Source organism: Sporocytophaga myxococcoides DSM 11118 (genome assembly GCF_000426725.1).
GTDB lineage: Bacteria > Bacteroidota > Bacteroidia > Cytophagales > Cytophagaceae > Sporocytophaga > Sporocytophaga myxococcoides.
Window position 1 is genome coordinate 322,786 of the sequence record NZ_AUFX01000006.1, and the last position, 18,166, is coordinate 340,951.

At 37.1% G+C, this 18,166-nt stretch carries 16 protein-coding genes; 3 read left to right on the forward strand and 13 right to left on the reverse strand.

Annotated features, from left to right (window positions below):
• Positions 1-3 precede the first annotated feature (3 nt).
• Entirely contained in the window at positions 4-726 is a 723-nt protein-coding gene (lipB, locus tag K350_RS0109910) for a lipoyl(octanoyl) transferase LipB (RefSeq protein ID WP_028979780.1), read from the reverse strand.
• Positions 727-797: 71 nt separating this feature from the next.
• Here lipB and K350_RS0109915 point away from each other — a divergent pair, with 71 nt between their 5' ends.
• Positions 798-1,139: a YraN family protein gene (locus tag K350_RS0109915; protein ID WP_028979781.1), complete on the forward strand. Its 342-nt coding sequence runs from the start codon at positions 798-800 to the stop codon at positions 1,137-1,139.
• Between the two features lie 5 nt (positions 1,140-1,144).
• Here K350_RS0109915 and K350_RS28170 read toward each other — a convergent pair whose 3' ends face one another.
• The 6 genes from K350_RS28170 to recQ all read right to left on the reverse strand — a co-directional run bounded on the left by K350_RS28170 (position 1,145) and on the right by recQ (position 8,495).
• A complete protein-coding gene (locus tag K350_RS28170) occupies positions 1,145-2,065 on the reverse strand; it encodes a toxin-antitoxin system YwqK family antitoxin (RefSeq protein WP_156026990.1) in 921 nt (306 codons plus the stop codon).
• Positions 2,066-2,179: 114 nt separating this feature from the next.
• Positions 2,180-2,863, reverse strand: coding sequence for a DUF4919 domain-containing protein (locus K350_RS30995; RefSeq protein WP_028979782.1), 684 nt, complete (start codon positions 2,861-2,863; stop codon positions 2,180-2,182).
• Between the two features lie 3 nt (positions 2,864-2,866).
• Positions 2,867-3,346, reverse strand: coding sequence for a gliding motility lipoprotein GldH (locus K350_RS0109930; RefSeq protein ID WP_028979783.1), 480 nt, complete (start codon positions 3,344-3,346; stop codon positions 2,867-2,869).
• Positions 3,343-4,908 (reverse strand): regulatory iron-sulfur-containing complex subunit RicT, encoded by a 1,566-nt coding sequence (gene ricT / locus K350_RS28180; protein ID WP_051313022.1) that lies wholly within the window; start codon positions 4,906-4,908, stop codon positions 3,343-3,345. The genes K350_RS0109930 and ricT overlap by 4 nt, the downstream gene beginning before the upstream one ends.
• Before the next feature lie 75 nt (positions 4,909-4,983).
• Positions 4,984-6,273, reverse strand: coding sequence for a phosphoribosylamine--glycine ligase (purD, locus tag K350_RS0109940; protein ID WP_028979784.1), 1,290 nt, complete (start codon positions 6,271-6,273; stop codon positions 4,984-4,986).
• A 41-nt stretch (positions 6,274-6,314) separates the two neighbouring features.
• The gene (gene recQ, locus K350_RS0109945; protein ID WP_028979785.1) at positions 6,315-8,495 is read right to left on the reverse strand and encodes a DNA helicase RecQ; all 2,181 of its coding nucleotides are present in this window, start codon (positions 8,493-8,495) and stop codon (positions 6,315-6,317) included.
• A gap of 73 nt (positions 8,496-8,568) precedes the next feature.
• Between recQ and K350_RS0109950 the strand changes: the two genes are divergently transcribed.
• Both K350_RS0109950 and K350_RS0109955 read left to right on the forward strand, forming a co-directional pair.
• Positions 8,569-9,537 carry a KpsF/GutQ family sugar-phosphate isomerase gene (locus K350_RS0109950; protein WP_028979786.1) on the forward strand — a complete coding sequence of 323 codons (969 nt, stop codon included), beginning with the start codon at positions 8,569-8,571 and terminating at the stop codon, positions 9,535-9,537.
• A 34-nt stretch (positions 9,538-9,571) separates the two neighbouring features.
• Positions 9,572-10,648, forward strand: a complete 1,077-nt coding sequence (locus tag K350_RS0109955; protein ID WP_028979787.1) for a mannose-1-phosphate guanylyltransferase — start codon at positions 9,572-9,574, stop codon at positions 10,646-10,648.
• Positions 10,649-10,693: 45 nt separating this feature from the next.
• On the opposite strand, the gene rlmB is transcribed toward K350_RS0109955, so the two are convergent.
• From rlmB to K350_RS28185, 6 genes are all read right to left on the reverse strand, one after another.
• Entirely contained in the window at positions 10,694-11,446 is a 753-nt protein-coding gene (gene rlmB, locus K350_RS0109960) for a 23S rRNA (guanosine(2251)-2'-O)-methyltransferase RlmB (RefSeq protein WP_028979788.1), read from the reverse strand.
• Positions 11,447-11,520: 74 nt separating this feature from the next.
• A complete protein-coding gene (locus K350_RS0109965) occupies positions 11,521-14,487 on the reverse strand; it encodes a glycosyltransferase family 117 protein (protein WP_037574925.1) in 2,967 nt (988 codons plus the stop codon).
• Between the two features lie 196 nt (positions 14,488-14,683).
• Positions 14,684-15,310 carry a T9SS type A sorting domain-containing protein gene (locus K350_RS31000; RefSeq protein ID WP_081670952.1) on the reverse strand — a complete coding sequence of 209 codons (627 nt, stop codon included), beginning with the start codon at positions 15,308-15,310 and terminating at the stop codon, positions 14,684-14,686.
• A gap of 156 nt (positions 15,311-15,466) precedes the next feature.
• The gene (locus K350_RS0109975) at positions 15,467-17,017 is read right to left on the reverse strand and encodes a YifB family Mg chelatase-like AAA ATPase (RefSeq protein WP_028979791.1); all 1,551 of its coding nucleotides are present in this window, start codon (positions 17,015-17,017) and stop codon (positions 15,467-15,469) included.
• 38 nt (positions 17,018-17,055) lie between these two features.
• A complete protein-coding gene (gene lpcA / locus K350_RS0109980; protein WP_028979792.1) occupies positions 17,056-17,634 on the reverse strand; it encodes a D-sedoheptulose 7-phosphate isomerase in 579 nt (192 codons plus the stop codon).
• A 101-nt stretch (positions 17,635-17,735) separates the two neighbouring features.
• Complete coding sequence (locus K350_RS28185; RefSeq protein WP_037574928.1) at positions 17,736-18,071, reverse strand: hypothetical protein; 336 nt, start codon at positions 18,069-18,071, stop codon at positions 17,736-17,738.
• Positions 18,072-18,166: the final 95 nt, after the last annotated feature.

Consider the following 18,166-nt stretch of genomic DNA (forward strand, 5'->3'; position numbering starts at 1 on the left):
AATTTACTTTTGAACAATGATCATTTCAAATAAGCCTGCCAGTTTTTCTTTCAAAATGGCTTCCACCTCTTCCATATTTACTTTTTTGCCCACCTCCGCCTCAATTGAAGTGACAGCTTTATCTGATATGCCACAGGGTACTATATTATTAAAATAATTTAAGTCAGCATTCACATTCAATGCAAATCCATGCATGGCTACCCATCTGCTGGTCTTTACACCCAGAGCACAAATTTTTCGTCCTTTTTCCGGTGTTTCTGAATTAATCCATACGCCGGTAAGTCCTTCAATTCTTCCTCCTTTTATACCATATTCAGCAATAGTCTGAATCACTCCTTCTTCCAGTAATCTCAAGTATTTATGAATATCGGTAAAAAAATTTTCCATGTCAATAACCGGATAGCCAACCAGTTGCCCCGGTCCATGATAGGTGATATCTCCGCCTCTGTTTATATGGTAAAATTCAATTCCTTCTTTTTTAAGCTGATCTTCCTGCAAAAGCAAATGGCCGGCATCCCCGCTTTTTCCCAAAGTATAAACATGAGGATGCTGACAAAACAGAAGGTAATTTGGTGTGGGCTTTTGATCTTCAGCAGGTAGGCCTCTGTTTGAAAGTTTAACAGCTACTATTTCATCAAAAAGCTTAGTTTGATAATCCCAGGCTTCTTTATAACTGATGAGACCAAGATTTTCAAAAAAGACTTTTTTATTAATTACTTCATTCACAACTTTATAGCTTTACACCTGAATTTCAGGGTACCAAGATACTTCATTAATGCATCAACGACAAAAAGCTAATGGGAAACAATGTTATTTCGGGGAAAAATGGAGAGGACATCGCTGGAAATTTTCTGGAGACAAAAGGCTATTCTGTGCTCTTTCGGAACTATCGCTATAAAAAACTTGAAATCGATATTATAGTCCGCAAAGAAAATTTGTTGGTCTTTGTAGAAGTCAAAAAAAGAAAGAATTCAAAGTTTGGCTTTCCTGAAGCTGCCGTCTCCGACAGGAAAGCTTCACTGGTTATGACCGCCGCTGAAAACTTTATTTTTGAAAATGACTGGAAAGGTCCTATCAGATTTGATATTGTTGCGATTACCGGACAGGAGATCGTCCACTTTGAGGACGCTTTTCACTAAATAGTTTACTGTTTCCTATTTCTGTTGCTGTTAGGAGGTCTTTGAGCCTGCTTTTTTCCTGAAGGATCTTTACCTCCGGTTTTGGTAACTGGTACGGCCTTTCCATTCTGGACAATCAAATTCCCCTCTTCATCCCATTCAGTAAGTACATAAGGTTCAAACTGCTCGTCTTTATAAGGACTTGCAGGATGCTGAATTTCTTTCCTCCGCTTATTTTTTTCTGTAAAATATTCCACCCAGATGCCTACCTTGATGTTATCGATATATTTTCCATGAACTAAGGTCCAGCCTTTTTCATTAAACAGACAATAAGTACCATTGAGCTGCTTATTAACAAGTGGTTTTACTTCTTTAACTTTTGTTCTTTCGTTATCAAAGTAGGTAATTTCTGATTCTTTCGGCCATCCTTTATAAAATTTGACTTTATCAACCAATATATTGTTCTTTCCATACCGCTCCCATCTGCCATGTTTTGTGCCTACATAAAAAATTCCTGACTCAACGACCTCTCCACCTACAGTTTTTTTATAGGGGCCATGCAGTATTCTATAATTGATCAATTCCTTTTTATCAATGGAGGTAACTTTTAAAACCTTCCTTTTGCGGACATCAAAAACATAATATTCTCCTACATATGGGTTAGGTTCTTTGTAGGTTTTCAGCAAGTGAAAAGTTTCAATGGTAACCTGTTTTCCTCTTCCTATTTTGGTGAATCCTTTGCGAGATTTTATACCGTAGAAAACGTTTTTCTTCCTTTTCTTTTTCTTGGCTTTATTCGGAATACTATCAGCTGCTACCAATATATCCGGAATAGAATCAGTAGCAAACGAGTCTGACGAACCTTCATTTTGTGCGAATGAAGGAGAGGCTATTCCCATTAATATAAAAAGCCATAAAGCAAGTTTGCGGAAGTTAAAAAAAGCCATTCCAGTTTGTTTTCTACCCGTTATCAACGTTTGATGCGCAAAAATAATATATCAAAGCAAAAATTCATTCTGCAGATTCAATCTTCCTGATGAAATAACATTTTGTTTAGCTAATCAATTATTATCCTTCAGGTCTTTGATGAGTTCCTGTTCTTCAAATTTGTGAGGAATAGTTACATCAAAATAGATCTTTTCGAGTTTTTGTTTATTTTTCCCAAGTATCCAGACGTCATAAAAGCGATTATCTTTTAGGATAGTTTGTCTTTCTACAATCTTAAGCCCAAGAGCACTTAGAACCTCTATTTCATCCCCAAAGAAAATAACCAGATAGGCTGTCTCTGGTGATTTACCATCGCCCGAAGCAAGCACAGCTTTAAGTAAGACATTGTATTTGCTTCTGGCAATGACTTCTTCTTTTTTAGCCAAAGACCTTAAAGCATAAGATTTTTCAAAAAGAACTGTCAAATCGGTGGGAACCAAGTGATCTATGCTATCTGCAAGATCTATTACATCTTCAAACCTTTTTGCATAATTGAGCTCTTTCAACCTTTTTTCAAGGTCATCCATTTCAAAAGGAATGTAATCTTCCCGGAATGCAAAACCATAATAAAGATGCTTAAAATCCTCCTTCTTTAAGGTTGTATCAAGAGAATTAAACCTTTTGAGCAAGGCAGGATAGAAAAATTTGCTTTCAGGATTTTTAACAGCCTGCTCAATTTCTTTCACATCAATTTGCTGCCCCTGGGTGGATAATACACCAAACAATAGAAACAAACCAACGATAAGCCTTAATTTCATGTACTAAGCACCGGCTTTTTCTAATCTTAATCCGAATGAATATATCTGAGGGAGCGGATTTTGTCTCATATACTGCCTTACTTTGATTTTATATTTTCCTGAATAAGGAAAAATATAACCAGGTAATGCTAAGATTCTGTAATCATAAACTCCACTTACCCCTTTACCAAAAGGCTTTCCGGTTTTAGAATCCATCAGATCCATTCCCTGAAGTTTTTGATTAATCTCTCTGCCTGCAGAATCCAACAAATTGTATTTTATATAGAGGTTATAAAAAGGATAATCGACAGAGTACCTCACATTATACAATACATTATACATTTGTCTGTGATCTGGAACCTCAAATTCGAATGTCAGCTCCTTATTCTCTTCCCACTTATTATCAGGAAAATCGAAATTTTGTTCGTATATCCTCGATTTATCACAAGAGCTTAAAATAAATAAAATCAGGACTAGAATAGTCGAAATTCTGTTTTTCGTCATATTTGTTTGTCCGGGGTAGAATTGGGATTATTATTTGTATTTTTTTGGTCAGGTCCCTGTTTATTAGGATTACCTCCTCCTTTAGGAGGATTAGGACCTTTCAACTGATTAGGGTTCCCCTTAGGATTGTTAGGATTACCTTTATGCTGTTGATTAGGGTTTCCTTTCGGCCTGTTTTGATTTTCCCTCGGAACATTTTGACCACCTCTATTCTGATTTTCTCTAGGGGCATTCTGATGCTCTCTCTGTGGCTGCTTTTCCCTTTGATTATTTTGAGGAGAAGGCCCTTTTTCCCTGTTAGGATGACTGTTTTTCTCTCTATTCTCCTTATTTGGATGCTGATGTTGTTTCTGAGCCTGAGGTCTTCTTTCCTGCTGCGATTTCTTTTCTTGACCAGGAACAGAAGTTTCACCCTCTACGCTTCCTGAAGCATTCACCGTATTAGGACCTTTTGGTTTCTTCTTCTTCTTTTTCTTCTTCTTATATTTCTCATCCAGACGCTTCAATTCATTCAAATCATCTTCCGCCTTTTCCTTTTCATCCTGGAGTGAAGTATCGTGTTCATCCAAAGAAGCCGGAGAAACACCTTTTTTATTCAATTCAAGAATTGCATTGACCCTGTCAACAGAAAGTGGGTACCAAGTGGTATCCTCTCTGTATCCGAACCACATGATTTTCTTGAAGATATCAGTTTTCTGCAAATATGCTTCACCTCTTTCAGTAAGAAGCGGATCTTCGACAGTAGGAATATCCTTTAATGCATCTACATAAGTATCAAGCTCATAATTGAGGCAACACTTCAATCTTCCGCATTGACCGGAAAGTTTACTTGGATTCAAAGAAAGATTCTGATACCTGGCAGCAGAAGTTGAAACACTTTTAAAATCAGAAAGCCAAGTTGAACAGCAAAGCTCCCTTCCACAAGAACCTATTCCTCCAAGACGACCGGCTTCCTGTCTAAGACTGATCTGCCTCATTTCTACCCTGATTTTAAACTCAGTGGCAAGGCATTTGATCAGTTCCCGAAAATCAACTCTGTCGTCAGCAGAATAATAAAAAGTAGCTTTAGTATTATCGGCTTGGTACTCAACATCTGTTAGCTTCATATCAAGCTTCAGCTCGTTGATTATTTCACGGGTACGAAAAAGTGTAGGAAGCTCTCTTTTTTGAGTATTGTCAAACTTCTCAATATCTTTTGCATTGGCAATTCGATAGATATCACGAATTTGATCATCTTCAACGATGTTCTTCTTTTTCATCTGAAGACGCACCAATTCCCCCTGCAGAGAGACAAAACCCAGGTGATGCCCATTTGGGACATTAACTATGACCGGATCTCCATTATTAAGTTCAATGTCATTGACATTTCTGAAATATTCTTTTCTTCCGCCCTTAAAACGTATTTCTGCTATTTTAAATGAATATGCTCTGGTAGGCTCCATGTTTCCGAGCCAATCGAATGTATTCATTTTATTGCATCCGCCAGACGAGCATCCTCCGCTTTTTCCGCAACCACCTGTTGTGCTGCACCCGCCTCCGGAACTACAAGAACTGCATCCCATCTCCTATATATTTATTTTATATGTATGTAAAATTTATAAATCATTCATTAAAATGATGATTTACAAATATATTCTTTATTTTTCAATTAAAGCCAAAAGGTCGAGACCGATGTCTCTTCTGTAGTACCTTTTCTCCCAAATCACATTTTCAGCTGCTTTATTTGATTTCGTAAGAGCGCCCTGAATATCCGGCCCTAATCCTGTAAGTGCGATAACCCTTCCTCCATTTGTAACCATCTTATCATCCTTCAAAGCAGTACCTGCATGAAAGGCCAATACTTCACCTACATTTTCCAGCCCGGATATAACTTTCCCTTTTTCGTAATCCTCAGGATATCCTCCTGCTACCAGCATCACCGTAGTTGCTGTCTGATCGGATACTTCAAGGTTAACTTCGTCAAGCTTTTTGTTCGCTACTTTAACTAATACCTCTAAAAAGTCATTTTTGATTCGGGGAATTACAACTTCAGTTTCGGGGTCTCCCATACGGGCATTGTATTCAATAACGTATGGCTCCCCTTTAACATTCATTAATCCGAAAAAAATAAATCCTACGTAATCAATTCCTTCTGTCTTCAAACCATTTATTGTAGGTATAATTACCTTCTTCTCCACCTTATCCATAAAGGTCTTATTGGCAAATGGAACCGGAGAGACAGCTCCCATTCCTCCTGTATTTAACCCTTTATCTTTTTCACCGATTCTCTTGTAATCTTTAGCTTCAGGAAGAATTTTGTATGTAGATCCGTCAGAAATAGTAAATACTGATAACTCAATGCCGTCAAGATATTGTTCTATCACTACTTTCGCACTTGCTTCACCGAATTTCTTATCCTCCAGCATCTCTCTTAATGCTGTTTTTGCTTCATCTTTTGATTGGGCAATGATAACACCTTTTCCGGCAGCCAGGCCATCTGCTTTCAATACTATAGGCAGACTCTGAGTTTCAATATATTCAAGCCCTTGATTCAGCTCACTTGCGGTAAATGTTTTAGATGCAGCAGTGGGAATTCCATACTTCACCATAAAGTTTTTGGAGAAATCCTTACTACCTTCCAACATAGCACCATCTTTAGAAGGGCCTATTACAGGTATTTTTTTTAAAGAGTCTGTACTTTTGAAATAATCAACGATTCCCTCTACTAGAGGTACTTCAGGTCCAACAAGCACCAGGTCAATCTGATTTTCAACACTATATTTGCCTAGTTTTTCAAACTCCGTTACCTGAACAGGTACATTTGTTGCAATTCCCTCTGTTCCTCCATTTCCTGGAGCTACAAAAAGTTTTTTACAAAGCGGACTTTGTTTTATTTTCCAAGCGAAGGTATGTTCTCTTCCTCCCGACCCAACAATTAGAATATTCATTTAAATTTTAATGCGTAAAATTTTCTATATGTGTTACAAATTTAGTTTGCCAGTTCTGATAAGAACTTAATTCTCATCAGTCTAATTTCATCCTCTGAATAGTCTCCCCCCAGTTCTCTCATTGCAAGTGCAATGTTATCATTTTCAGCGCTCATGAAATAATCATAGATCTCATCTTGCTTATCACCATCCATAATCTGATCGATATAATAATCCAGGGTTAGTTTAGTACCTGAATAGCAAATATGTTCTATTTCCTCTGTCAGTTCTGCGAGGCTCAAACCTTTAGCTTCAGCTATTTCATCCAGGTCAATTTTCCTATCAATCTGCTGGATAATAAAAATTTTGATTTTGGATTTATTTACAGAAGATTTTACTACGACATCTGAAGCTGTCTCAATGTCATTCTCCTCAACATATTTCTTAATCAGTTCAATAAATGGCCTACCAAACTTTTGGACCTTTCCCATTCCCACACCATTGATATGACTAAGTTCATCATTAGTTGTAGGGAAAGTGGTAGCCATTTCTTCCAGAGATGGATCCTGAAAGATTACGTATGGAGGTAAACCTTTGTCTTTGGCTATTTTCTTTCTTAAGGCTTTTAAAGAATCAAAAAGTGCAGGATCATAAGATTTAGCAGTGGATGCCTGTTTTTCAATTTCCTCTTCCGAAGTTTCGCCTGAGAAATCGTGATCTTTGCTGAAAGATAATGGAACAGGTTTTTCCAGGTAAGCAAGACCTTTATCTGTAGTTTTAAGAATCCCGAAATTATCTATGTCTTTCTCGAGTAATTCTTGCAGTACAATTTGTCTGTATAGAGAGTTCCAGTACTCAATAGTCTGATCTTTTCCTTTACCAAAAACCTCCAACTCATTATGATTGTAGCTTTTGACATAATCATTTTCCATTCCGGCAAGAACAAGACTTAAATGACTGGCATCAAACCTTTCTTCCGTCTGCATCACTGCTTTAACAGCTAGCACGACTTCATCTTGAGCTTCAAATTTCTCCTTCGGTTTAATACAGTTATCGCAAAAACCGCAATCTTTTTCTACAGTTTCACCGAAGTAATGTAATAACTGCTTTCTTCTACAAACTGAAGATTCAGCATACGCCGCCATCTCTTGAAGCAGGTGCTTTGCATTATCACGCTCAGTTACAGATTTATCTTTGTTAAACTTCTCAAGTTTTAGTATATCCTCGAAGGTATAAAACATGATACAGTTTCCTTCAAGTCCATCCCTGCCTGCTCTCCCTGTTTCCTGATAATATCCTTCAAGGGACTTGGGCGCATCATAATGAATGACATATCGAACATCTGGTTTGTCGATTCCCATTCCAAATGCAATGGTAGCAACAATTACGTCTGCATCTTCATTCAGGAAGGCATCCTGATTGTTCATCCTTATACTTGCATCAAGCCCAGCATGGTATGGCAATGCCTTAATACCGTTAACTTTAAGTAGTTCAGCAATTTCTTCTACCTTCTTTCTGCTCAGACAATAGACAATACCAGACTTACCTTTATTGTCAAGCACGTACTTGATGAGTTGCTTTTTGGTGTTGTGCTTTTTGCGGACTTCATAGTAAAGATTTTTTCTATTAAATGAAGACTTAAATAAAGCTGCTTCCTCCATATGGAGGTTCTTCTGAATATCTATCTGAACTTTAGGAGTTGCAGTGGCTGTAAGCGCTATGATTGGTAAACCTGGCCCAAGCTGGTCTATAATACTCTTTATTTTCCTGTATTCCGGCCTAAAGTCATGGCCCCATTCGGAGATACAGTGTGCTTCATCTATAGCGACAAAGGATATATTTCCCTTTTTAAGAAAATCAATATTTTCTTCTTTAGTCAGAGACTCCGGAGCTACATAGAGTAGCTTTATGTCGCCACTAAGAGTTTCTTTTTTTACTTTGTTAATCTCGACTTTTGTCAGTGTTGAATTTAAAAATTGTGCATTGACTCCCAGTGCATTTAACTGGTCAACCTGATTTTTCATCAAAGCGATAAGAGGGGAGATAACAATGGCCGTACCTTTTGTCATGATGGCGGGCAACTGATAGCAAAGAGATTTACCGGCCCCAGTAGGCATTATAACGAATGTGTTTTTTCCGGCTAAAACATTGCTAATGATTTCCTCCTGATATCCTCTAAATTGATTGTAACCAAATACAGCCTTAAGCTGACCGATTACCTCAACTTCATTTTCGACTAACATTTTCTCATCTAACATCATTAAATCTTAAAACCTTTATATATTTGTCAGGTAAACAATTGAATGATTCCTTACCTTGAAATTAGTAAAAAATATTAGAAATACAGCAATAAATGTTTTATTGAATGAAGCTGATGCAATAAAAAAGCTTGTAGACTTCATCAATGAAGACTTTGAGAAAACTGTAGAAGCAATACTTCGCATCAAGGGTAGAGTTGTTGTAACAGGTATTGGAAAAAGTGCAATTATAGGAAGTAAGATTGTTGCAACGCTTAACTCTACAGGCACGCCAGCTGTGTTCATGCATGCTGCCGATGCCATCCATGGCGATCTTGGAATGATACAAAAGGATGACATAGTTATTTGTCTTTCCAAAAGCGGTAATACACCGGAAATCAAGGTACTTGTACCTCTCATCAAAAGAACTGGCTGTCAAATGATTGCGCTTGTAGGCAACACAGAATCATTTCTTGCTCAGGAAGCAGATTTTATTTTGAATGCTACTGTAGAAAAAGAAGCTTGCCCAAACAACCTTGCTCCAACGACAAGTACAACAGCTACACTAGCGATTGGTGATGCATTGGCAGTTTGCCTATTGGAAATGAAAAATTTCTCCAGCAGTGATTTTGCATTATATCATCCTGGAGGTTCTCTGGGGAAAAGATTATATTTAAGAGTGGGGGATATATTTCCTCACAACAGCAGACCGGCAGTAAAAGCGAATGCAGGAATAAAAGAAGTTATATTCGAAATTTCGTCGAAAAGGCTTGGAGCTACTGCTGTTCTCAATGAAAATGATGAACTTATCGGTATCGTTACTGATGGGGATATACGAAGAATGCTTGATAAATTTGGGACGATAGAAGGAATCAAAGCAATTGATATCATGAGCCCAAATCCTAAAACAATAGATAGCGAGGAGTATGCTGTAAATGCATTAAATATCATGCAGCAAAATAACATAACCCAACTAGTAGTTGTTAACGGGAAAAAAGTAGAAGGTTTTATACATCTTCACGATTTATTAAAAGAAGGGCTTGTTTAATCTTAATTAAGATCAATTTTTAAATTTAAACATAATGAATAAAGACTATTATGTGGTGATAATGGCCGGTGGGATCGGAAGCAGATTTTGGCCTTTCAGCAGAGAGAAATTCCCAAAACAGTTTCACGATGTATTAGGTACCGGAAAATCTCTTTTACAACAAACTGCAGAGAGATATTTTAATATTCTTCCAAAAGAGAATATACTGGTTGTGACAAACAAGATATATGCTGACCTCGTGAAGCAACAGTTGCCATTCATGAAAGATGATCAGATATTGAGCGAGCCTATAGCCAGAAATACTGCACCGTGTGTTGCATACGCATGTTATAAAATAAAACAAAGCAATCCTAATGCAACTATGGTAGTTGCACCTTCAGACCATGTTATTCTTAAAGAAAATGAGTTTGAATCTACCATAAAAATCGCAATGGATGCCGCTGCGAAAAGTGATAAACTTATCACTTTGGGTATTAAACCAAGCAGACCTGATACAGGATATGGATACATTCAATATCTTGAAGAAAATCCTGACAGAATAAAAAAAGTAAAAACCTTCACAGAAAAACCGCAGCTTGAATTAGCTCAGAAATTTCTGGAAAGCGGTGACTTTGTCTGGAATGCAGGAATTTTTATCTGGAATGTTAATGCCATTATAAAGAACTTCCAAAAGCATTTGCCTGAAATGGCTGAAATCTTTGAAGAAGGTAGCGGCAAATATTGGTCTAAAGATGAAGAAGGCTTTATTGGAACAGCTTATTCTCAATGCAAAAATGTCTCTATAGATATTGGGATCATGGAGAAAGCAGAAGAAGTATTCGTGATGCTAAGCGACTTCGGCTGGAGTGATCTTGGTACGTGGAAATCACTCTATGAACTTTCTAATAAAGACGAGAACAGCAATGTGATTGAAGGAAACACCATGTTATATGATGTTAAAAATTGCATTGTCAAAGTACCTAAAGAAAAATTAGTAGTAGTAGAAGGGCTTGAAGACTTTATCATTGCAGAGTTCAACGATGTATTGATGATCTGCAAGAAAGATCATGAGCAAAGAGTTAAAGATTTTGTTTCAGACACCAAGAATAAGAAAGACTCAAAATTCATCTAATATAAAAGCCCCGAACTTCGGGGCTTTCTTTTTTAATTAATTTATTTATCCTCTTTGACGAATAGCTTCATATAATATCATACCTGCTGCTACGGATACATTTAGAGATCCTATCTTTCCTACCATTGGTATCCTTACAATTTCGTCTGCTTTTTTAATGATCTCATCTGAAATACCATCTTCCTCTGAGCCCACTATGATTGCAACTGGGTCATTATAAACTGCTTCGGCAATAGTTTTTTGAGCCTTTTCTGTGCAAGCGACTACAGACAAACCACTTTCTTTAAGATATTTTATTGTTTTTATCAGGCTTTCTTCTCTGCAGACAGGAATGTGATTCAATGCTCCTGCAGAGGTTTTAACAGCATCACTGTTAATCTGAGCAGCACCCTTTGCAGGGATAACAATAGCGTGAACACCCATACACTCTGCAGTTCTTGCGATAGCTCCAAAGTTTCTGACATCAGTGATTCTATCCAGCACCAAAATCATTGGGACCGCACCGGACTGAAAACAGTCAGAAATTACATTATCCAAAGAAGCATAAACAATAGAAGACATGAAGCAAATAGCGCCCTGATGAATCTTCTTTGTTATCCGATTCAATTTTTCCACCGGCACTCTTTGAACCGGCACTTTATGAATAGAAGCAGCCTGCAACAATTCATTCATTAAAGGTGAAGATTGTTCTTTCTGAATAAGAATTTTATCAATCTCTTTACCTGCTTCAATCGCTTCTATAATCGGTCTTATACCGAAAAGTAATTCTGATTTATTTTGCGGGGAATTTCTCTCCATTGGGTATTCGTTTAAATCACAATGCCAGGACAAGCCTGGCATCGGGATGATATCATTTATTTTAAATTATTTTTTTATTGGTTAAATAGGTATGAATATGACATCAATACCTCTTCAAACTTCGCTGCCTCTTTGGCTTTTCCACCTTCTTTCAAAGCTCTGATGATAGAATCAAGAATATAGAAATTCAACTCATAGTCTCTGCCATATGGCATCTTTACTCTCTTATAATATTCCAGATTTTCAATAGCCCTGTTACCCATTTTATTCGCTATATCCATTGCCATTTTTTCATTTCCTGTTTTAAAGAAAATCTGAATGAAAGGAGGTGTTGCGATATCATAAGTAATAGGATCATCCGGCATTACTTTGAAGCAATGCTCTGCTACTTGTTTGGCCTTTTCAGTTTCACCATTGTTATACAAAGTTGAAGCTAGACGATAAAACTGAGATCTTGAGTTTACTGTCATTCTGAAATAATTTTCATCATAGTAAACCTTAGGATTATCAAGTTCTCTCCAGAAGAAGTTCTTCATCATGTTATCATACATCACCTTATCATAAACAAAGCCTTGAGAAGCATTTGGATATTTTATTGGCATTAATCTGTGAGCCAAACCTTCTAACTGAGTATAATCTTTAAGATTAAGGAAATTAGATCCAGACAATGTAGTAGAGAAATAAATCGGCCTCTTCCAATTATTAGTAACGATCATATCAAGAATAATAAGATCCTTCTTCTCTAAAGTATTTGTTCCGATATTCCAAGCTAGTCTGTCCAGAATCTGTCCTTTAAGAGTATCAGGAACTGCTCCGGTAGCAAGTACTGCATTTTTATCTATGTTCAGGTAAAGATTTTTTGAGGGAAGTGTTGTATAATAATCTCCTCTTCCGCTTTCCTGTCTGATTTCCGGATTATCTGTTTTTACAAGCTGAATATACCCCGCAAGGTTAATTCCATTTTTGAACTGAGGCTTTTCTACAAAATAAATCTGATCATTTTTTCCTTGTATGTAATTTTCAAAGTTCAAGGATATTGGCAATGGAGCTGATTCATAAGCTTGCTGCTTCATCTGCTTGATATACCAATCTGTATTTAAAAGACTCAAATTACACACACGCACATCAGTACGGAAACCTTCTACTTCCTGAACATACCAAAGAGGGAATGTATCATTATCGCCGCCAGTGAATAAGATCGCATTAGGAGCACAAGAATTCAAAAGGTTCTTCGCTGAATCTACAGAATAGAATCTATTTGATCTGTCATGATCATCCCATCCTTGTTGTCCCATAATTGCAGGTACAGAGAGACATAGTATAAAGGATATAACAGAACGTGTTGACTCACTTTTTACTATTCTTTCCATCAGGTCAGCGATAAAGAACACACCTAATCCAATCCAGATAGCAAATGCATAGAAAGATCCGGCAAAGGTATAATCCCTTTCTCTAGGCTCAACCGGTGGCTGATTCAGGTATACAACTATTGCAAGGCCAGTAAAGATAAACAACAAAGAAACTACTATCCCATCATTTCTTTTTTTGCTAAACAGATACACAAAACCTACAACACCCAATATAAATGGCAATAAGAAAAAGTTGTTTCTTGCTTTATTATTTTTCAAGTATTCCGGCAGATCCTTTTTGAAATAATCCCATGGCCATAACACGTCACTGTCCTGAATATCACTTTCTCTTCCGATAAAGTTCCAGCCAAGGTAACGCATATACATATGACCAATCTGATAACTGAACATATAACCTTTATCCTGCCAGAAAGATGGTTTTTTCCCTTCTCTCAGGTTCATCATACTTTGATACGCTTCCACATGGTGAGGCTGAGTACTGTAAGCCCTAGGAAATAATGTTACATGCTTAGGATCATAGATATAATCCATCTTGTAATCAAAAACAACATACTGACCAGTAACAGTGTCTTTTCTATAAAGAGGGGCGCCTTTTTCTACGTCAATAGGATAACCTGCTGTAAACAATGGGCCTTTAAAAATTGGTCGGTCACCATATTGCTCACGTTTCAAATAAGAAACAAAGCTAATTACGTTTTCAGGATCATTTTCGTCAATCGGAGGATCAAAGTTTGATCTGACAAGGATAATACCATAAGATGCATATCCTATAAGAATGAAAGTCAATCCTAAAAGACAAAGATTTAAAAGATACTTTTGATTTTTAATAGAATAAATTATTCCAAATAGTAAAGCACTTAGGAAAAGGATACCGAAAAATATAATACCTGAATTGAAAGGAAGACCCAGATTATTAACGAAGAATATTTCAAAGGTTCCAGCAAGAGAAGGTAAGCCAGGAATAATTCCTGACAATACAACTACAATGATTACACCACTCAAAAGGAAGGTTGCTATTACACCACCTTTTGTGATATTGTATTTTTTAAAATAGTAAACAAAGGCTAGAGCTGGTATTGCAAGTAAATTCAACAAGTGAACTCCAATGGAAAGACCGATGGTATAAGCTATAAGAAGCAACCATTTGTCAGCTCCGATTTCTTCAGCTTTGGTTTCCCATTTTAAAATTGCCCAAAATACAAATGCTGTAAAGAATTGAGACATCGCATATACCTCCGCCTCAACAGCAGAAAACCAGAATGAATCTGAGAATGTAAATGCAAGGCTACCTACTACACCGCTACCAAATATTGCAATTTTCTCACCAAGGGTCGGATTGGCATAATCCTTTGCAAATTTCCTTGCAATGAGTGTAATGGTCCAAAAGAGGAATAATACGGAGAAACTACTGGATAAAGCTGATACCATATTGATCCAGAATGCCACTTGGGTAACATCAGAAGCCAGTAAAGAAAATATTCTTCCTATTAATAAAAAGAATGGGGCTCCCGGAGGGTGAGGAACTTGTAATTTGTAGGAGCAAGCGATAAACTCACCACAGTCCCAAAAGCTTGCAGTAGGCTCAATGGTGAGCACATAAACAGCCGTTGCAAAAATGAAAACCAACCAACCCAAGAGGTTATTTAGTTTTGAGTAATTTGAATTATACATCTTTACCAATTAAAAATTTATGGAAGGCGAAATTAGCAAAATTCTATCAATTGACTATTAATTACCCTTCCTTTATTGAACGTTCAAAAATACAACGAAAAAAATATATGCTATACTGTCCTTTTCTGTGGTATAAAACAAAAAAGAGATCCCTTTGGAATCTCTTTTTTAATATTTTCAGAAACAAATTGAAGATTTAAGACCTGTTCCTCAAAATCTTTCTAGTTTCGATAATACCCTTATCTGAATACACATTACAGAAATAAAGTCCTGGTCTTAGATTGGAAAAGTCTACTTTATATGCTGAAGGACCAACCTTGCTGCTTAAATCTATGGAGGCAACCTCTTTTCCTATGATATCAAAAATCTTAATAAATTTGACATTTTTATTTCCAGGGAAAATAGTCAGATTTAATTCATCTTCAAACGGATTGGGAGTAACCTGAAACTCATATTTAGATTCTTTAAGATCTGCAAGACTAGCTGCTAAAGAAACATTTATAGTTCCCTGCATTGAGTTGTGAGCTGTGCAGAAATATGGATTATTACTTCCGGGAGACAGGTTTTTAGCTAATACTTTAAATGATGTTAATCCAGGAGTAGAAGCGAATGAATTATCATTTGCTTTTACAGGATGAAAACTTGAAGAATTTCCATTTCCTGGCCAGACAAATTCTATAGTATCATTTGGACCTACATTCAACACTTCCGGATCAAAACGGAAACTAACAACAGCAACTTGGTGCGTCTGGGCTACTGAAACCGCCAGGCCCCAGATTACCATAAAGACTATAAAAAACAATTTTTGTATATGTTTCTTCATATTGCTGAATATTAGATGTAAAGTTACTTAATTTTAGGATAAAAACCATGCCAGATATTATGGAAATTATTGTAATTAAAGGAGAAACATTTGGTATTTCTCCTAAAAAGATAATTTAATAAGAATAAATAAAGTTCCTGAAACGAAATAAAAAGTTTAACCAGCCCATCCGTCTCTGTCCAGACTTCTATATTGAATAGCCTCGGCCAGATGCTCAACTTTAATTTCTTCGCTTTCAGCAAGATCCGCAATAGTCCTTGAAACTCTAAGAATCCTATCATAAGCCCTGGCAGAGAGTCCTAATTTCTCCATGGCATTCTTTAGCAGATTTTTTCCTGGTTCTGAAATAATACAGATTTCTTTGACCATTTGAGAAGGCATCATTGAGTTGGAATGTATTGGATTTTCACCAGTAGGCAATTCTTCAAATCTTTTTTGCTGAATTTCTCTCGCTTTGATAACGCGCTCTCGAATTTCTCCACTGCTTTCTGTTTTCCGGATTGAAGACATTTCATCAAATCCAACAGGAGTCACTTCTACATGAAGATCTATCCGGTCCAGCAAGGGGCCACTTACTTTATTGAGATATTTCTGCACAACGCCAGGTCCACAGACACATTCTTTTTCAGGATGGTTGTAATACCCACAGGGACATGGATTCATACTTGCAATCAGCATAAAATTAGAAGGAAACTCCACTGAAATCTTTGCTCTGGAAATGCACACCTTTCTCTCTTCAAGTGGTTGTCGCATTACCTCAAGTACAGTCCTTTTAAATTCAGGCAATTCATCTAAGAAAAGAACTCCATTGTGAGCAAGGGAAATTTCACCTGGCTGAGGATGACCACCTCCTCCTACCAGAGCCACATCACTAACCGTATGATGGGGGGATCTAAATGGACGAGTAGATATCAATGCTCCTGCACCTTTCAATTTACCGGCAACTGAGTGTATCTTAGTTGTTTCAAGCGCTTCATTTAAAGTAAGAGGTGGCAAAATAGTGGGAAGCCTTTTAGCAAGCATCGTCTTTCCCGCCCCCGGAGGGCCAATCATAATTACATTATGACCTCCTGCAGCAGCTATTTCCAGCGCTCTTTTAATGTTTTCCTGTCCCTGTACATGAGCAAAATCAGCATCATAGTTGTTAATCTGATTAAAGAAAATTGATCTCGTATCAACTCTTAATGGTCTTAACTGAACCTTTCCTTCAAAAAAGTCAATGGCTTCTTGAAGATCCGAAATGCCGTATATGTCAAGATTATTAACTATTGCTGCCTCTGTTTCATTTTCCTTAGGAAGTAAAAATCCTTTGAACCCCTGTTTTCTTGCTTCAATTGCAATTGGAAGCACTCCTTTAATGGGTCTCAGTTTCCCATCTAAAGACAGCTCACCCATAATCACATATTGGTCGAAATCCTCAGCGATAATCTGGTCAGATGCTAATAGTGTCCCCAAAGCAATTGGCAGATCATAAGCAGACCCTTCTTTTTTGATATCAGCAGGAGCAAGATTTACAACCACCTTTTGCCGAGGCATTGCATAACCAAGATTCTTAATTGCTGATTCCACTCGATGCTCACTTTCCTTGACAGCACTGTCAGGAAGACCGACGATAAAAAATTTAGTACCTTGACCTATATTTACTTCAATAGTAACAGTATAGGCGTTCACGCCATAAACGGCGCTTCCAAAAGTTTTGGCAACCATAGCTTAGCAAGTTGAAAGTTGAAAGAATTAAAAAGGGCTTACTTAGCCAGCCCTTTTTCGATTAGTAATATTAATATATGAATAATTTTAATGTGAACTTCCTGAATTCTGTCTGCATATCCCTGATGACTTACATTAACAACAATATCCGCAAGACCGGCAAGCTTCCCTCCATTTTTGCCAGTCAGCCCAACCACCTTCATTCCTTTAACTTTTGCTTCTTCTGCAGCTTTTAAAACATTTTCTGAATTGCCACTGGTACTAATTGCAAGCAGTACATCTCCCGACCGCCCTAATGCGCCGACATATCTTGAAAAAACAAATGCATAGCCATAGTCATTTGCAGTACATGTAATATGACTGGGATCAGAAATAGATATTGCAGCAATAGGCTCTCTGTTTTCTCTGTATCTGCCAGTAAGCTCTTCTGCAAAATGCATAGCATCGCAGGAAGAACCACCATTACCACAGCTGATGATTTTACCGCCATTCTTCAGCGAGTTTATCATTAACTCCGCAGCAGATTCTATAGCTTGTATATTTTGCTCTGAATTTATAAAATTATTCAAAACTTCTGCTGCACTCTTTAATTCTGCAAGGATTGTATTGCTATTCATTTTAACTTCCTTTGTTTAGAGAAATGTAAAGGAAATAAAAAGTCAATAAATATAAAAGCCCCGAAGGTCGGGGCTTTTATTCTTATAAAAATATTTTCCTATTAATATCTATCGTCCCATCCGCCCCCGCTGCTACCAGCGTCTTCGTCGTCCCAGCTTCCTTCTTCATCAAAATTCTCTTCTTTCCAATTAGAGTCGTCATCAAAGTCAGCATCATCACTATCGGTACTATCTTCCCACTCATCTTTGAAATCATACTCATCTTCCTCTTCCAATGTCTTCTCTTCATCCTCCAAGTCTTTAACAATCTGTGCTGTCAGACCTGTTCTGGAAAGGGCTTGATCCTTTGAAAGTCCGGCATCCAGTAATGCTTTGTAAGCTTCAAAACTTGCATAAAGCTCATCGTCGCTTAGGTCGTCAAGATTATTGTTTTTCATAAGCTCAAATTAATTCCTTTTTAAAATTTTAGATTCTAATAACGAAGTTAAATATGAATAGTTTGTTGCTCCAAGAATTTTAATAAAAAAATTTT

Coding starts and splice junctions, on each gene's coding strand:
- K350_RS0109915 (WP_028979781.1), top strand. CDS start 798: ATGGGAAACAATGTTATTTCGGGGAAAAATGGAGAGGACATCGCTGGA.
- K350_RS28170 (WP_156026990.1), bottom strand. CDS start 2,065: ATGGCTTTTTTTAACTTCCGCAAACTTGCTTTATGGCTTTTTATATTA.
- K350_RS30995 (WP_028979782.1), bottom strand. CDS start 2,863: ATGAAATTAAGGCTTATCGTTGGTTTGTTTCTATTGTTTGGTGTATTA.
- K350_RS0109930 (WP_028979783.1), bottom strand. CDS start 3,346: ATGACGAAAAACAGAATTTCGACTATTCTAGTCCTGATTTTATTTATT.
- ricT (WP_051313022.1), bottom strand. CDS start 4,908: ATGGGATGCAGTTCTTGTAGTTCCGGAGGCGGGTGCAGCACAACAGGT.
- purD (WP_028979784.1), bottom strand. CDS start 6,273: ATGAATATTCTAATTGTTGGGTCGGGAGGAAGAGAACATACCTTCGCT.
- recQ (WP_028979785.1), bottom strand. CDS start 8,495: ATGTTAGTCGAAAATGAAGTTGAGGTAATCGGTCAGCTTAAGGCTGTA.
- K350_RS0109955 (WP_028979787.1), top strand. CDS start 9,572: ATGAATAAAGACTATTATGTGGTGATAATGGCCGGTGGGATCGGAAGC.
- rlmB (WP_028979788.1), bottom strand. CDS start 11,446: ATGGAGAGAAATTCCCCGCAAAATAAATCAGAATTACTTTTCGGTATA.
- K350_RS0109965 (WP_037574925.1), bottom strand. CDS start 14,487: ATGTATAATTCAAATTACTCAAAACTAAATAACCTCTTGGGTTGGTTG.
- K350_RS31000 (WP_081670952.1), bottom strand. CDS start 15,310: ATGAAGAAACATATACAAAAATTGTTTTTTATAGTCTTTATGGTAATC.
- K350_RS0109975 (WP_028979791.1), bottom strand. CDS start 17,017: ATGGTTGCCAAAACTTTTGGAAGCGCCGTTTATGGCGTGAACGCCTAT.
- lpcA (WP_028979792.1), bottom strand. CDS start 17,634: ATGAATAGCAATACAATCCTTGCAGAATTAAAGAGTGCAGCAGAAGTT.
- K350_RS28185 (WP_037574928.1), bottom strand. CDS start 18,071: ATGAAAAACAATAATCTTGACGACCTAAGCGACGATGAGCTTTATGCA.